At 45.8% G+C, this 1785-nt stretch carries 2 protein-coding genes; both read left to right on the forward strand.

Translation table 11 applies throughout. The annotated features are described in order from the left end of the window. Positions 1–100 precede the first annotated feature (100 nt). Entirely contained in the window at positions 101–367 is a 267-nt protein-coding gene (locus WAM07_RS14790) for a PTS sugar transporter subunit IIB (protein WP_014644573.1), read from the forward strand. 30 nt (positions 368–397) lie between these two features. Further along, positions 398–1762, forward strand: coding sequence for a PTS ascorbate transporter subunit IIC (locus WAM07_RS14795; protein WP_422168062.1), 1365 nt, complete (start codon positions 398–400; stop codon positions 1760–1762). Positions 1763–1785: the final 23 nt, after the last annotated feature.

Genomic DNA, 1785 nt, shown 5'->3' on the forward strand with positions numbered 1-1785 from the left:
GACAATGTGGATAAGCTAATTGCAGCGGATGATCAGGAAACCGTTCTTGAAATTATCAACCAATCCGTAGAAGGATAAAAAATTTGAGGAGGAATTTAAAATGAAAAAAGTATTAGTAGTATGTGGAAATGGACTAGGCAGCAGCATGATTGTGGAAATGAACGTGAAAGCAGCACTGAAGGAACTTGGCAAAGAAGCAGAAGTTTCCCACACCGATTTAACAACCGCCAAATCGGAACAAGCGGATCTCTTCCTAGGTTCTGAGGATATTGTCGGTAGTTTGGATGATGGCAGCAAGAACGTCGTGAAACTGAAAAACCTTATGGATAAAAATGAGCTCCGTGAAGCTTTAGAACAAAACATATAAGTCTACTACACCAAAAGAAGGAGCGATAACATGATTGATTTATTAATGAAGGACATCTTAGGTACCCCTGCCATCCTGGTCGGTCTATTCGCCTTAATCGGACTCCTTGTGCAACGTAAAAACTCGGGAGATGTCGTTTCCGGAACCCTTAAAACGGTGATGGGCTTTGTTATCCTCGGGGCTGGGGCGAATGTACTCGTCCAGTCCCTGGGACAATTCAGCAGTATGTTCGACAAAGCTTTCGCTGTGGAAGGGGTCATCCCGAACAATGAAGCGATCGTCGCGCTTGCCCAGGAAAGCTTCGGTACAGAGACCGCGATGATTATGTTGTTCGGTATGATTGTCAATATCCTGCTTGCCAGGTTCAGCCCTTTTAAATATATCTTCCTGACCGGACACCATACCATGTTTATGGCCTGCTTAATCGCTGTCATACTAAACACAGGCGGGTTTTCCGGCGCCACTCTTATTATCTTCGGTTCAGTGATTCTCGGAACATTAATGGTTCTTTCACCAGCCATGCTTCAACCTTTCACACGAAAAATTACCGGTTCCGATGACTTTGCAGTCGGCCACTTTGGTTCCATTGGTTATTTAGTGTCCTCTCTAGTCGGTAAGGCTGTCGGGAAAGGATCAAGATCAACGGAAGATATCAAAGTACCAAAATCTCTAGGTTTTCTAAGAGACACATCCGTTTCCGTATCCTTAACCATGGTTATCCTGTTCTTTGTTGTGGCAGGCGCAGCCGGCCCAGCTTTCGTTGAAACGGAATTAAGCGGCGGACAGAACTTCATGGTCTTCGCATTTATGCAGGGTCTTACCTTTGCTGCCGGCGTATATATCATCTTAGCTGGTGTACGTATGCTTCTTGGAGAAATTGTCCCAGCCTTTAAAGGGATTGCTGATAAAATCGTCCCGAATGCCAAACCAGCACTTGATTGCCCGGCCATCTTCCCATTTGCCGGTAATGCTGTAATCATCGGTTTCCTATTCAGCTTCGTTGCCGGACTTGTGAGTATGCTGTTCTTACCTTTATTAGGATTAAAAGTAATCGTGCCAGGGCTTGTCCCTCACTTCTTCACAGGTGCTGCTGCCGGAGTCTTCGGTAACGCCACCGGTGGACGTAAAGGAGCCATCTTCGGCTCGATGGCGAACGGTGTTATGATCAGTTTCCTTCCAGCCCTATTGCTTCCGGTACTCGGATCCCTAGGATTTCAGGGAACGACGTTCGGAGATGCAGACTTTGGTCTAGTAGGAATTGTACTTGGTAATCTGATCAATCTTGTCCAGTCCAACGCAATCGTGATGGTATTGGTTCTTGCTCTAATCGCTATCCTGTTCTTCATCGGCATGAGATCAAAATCCAATGACAATGGAGATACCGATGCAGCTTAACTACAACCCCTCCCTTTCCTTTT

It is taken from the genome of Halobacillus sp. (assembly GCF_049282395.1).
GTDB lineage: Bacteria > Bacillota > Bacilli > Bacillales > Halobacillaceae > Halobacillus.

What these genes read in the sequence shown, in the direction of transcription:
- WAM07_RS14790 (WP_014644573.1), top strand. Translation starts at nt 101, where the DNA reads ATGAAAAAAGTATTAGTAGTATGTGGAAATGGACTAGGCAGCAGCATG.
- WAM07_RS14795 (WP_422168062.1), top strand. Translation starts at nt 398, where the DNA reads ATGATTGATTTATTAATGAAGGACATCTTAGGTACCCCTGCCATCCTG.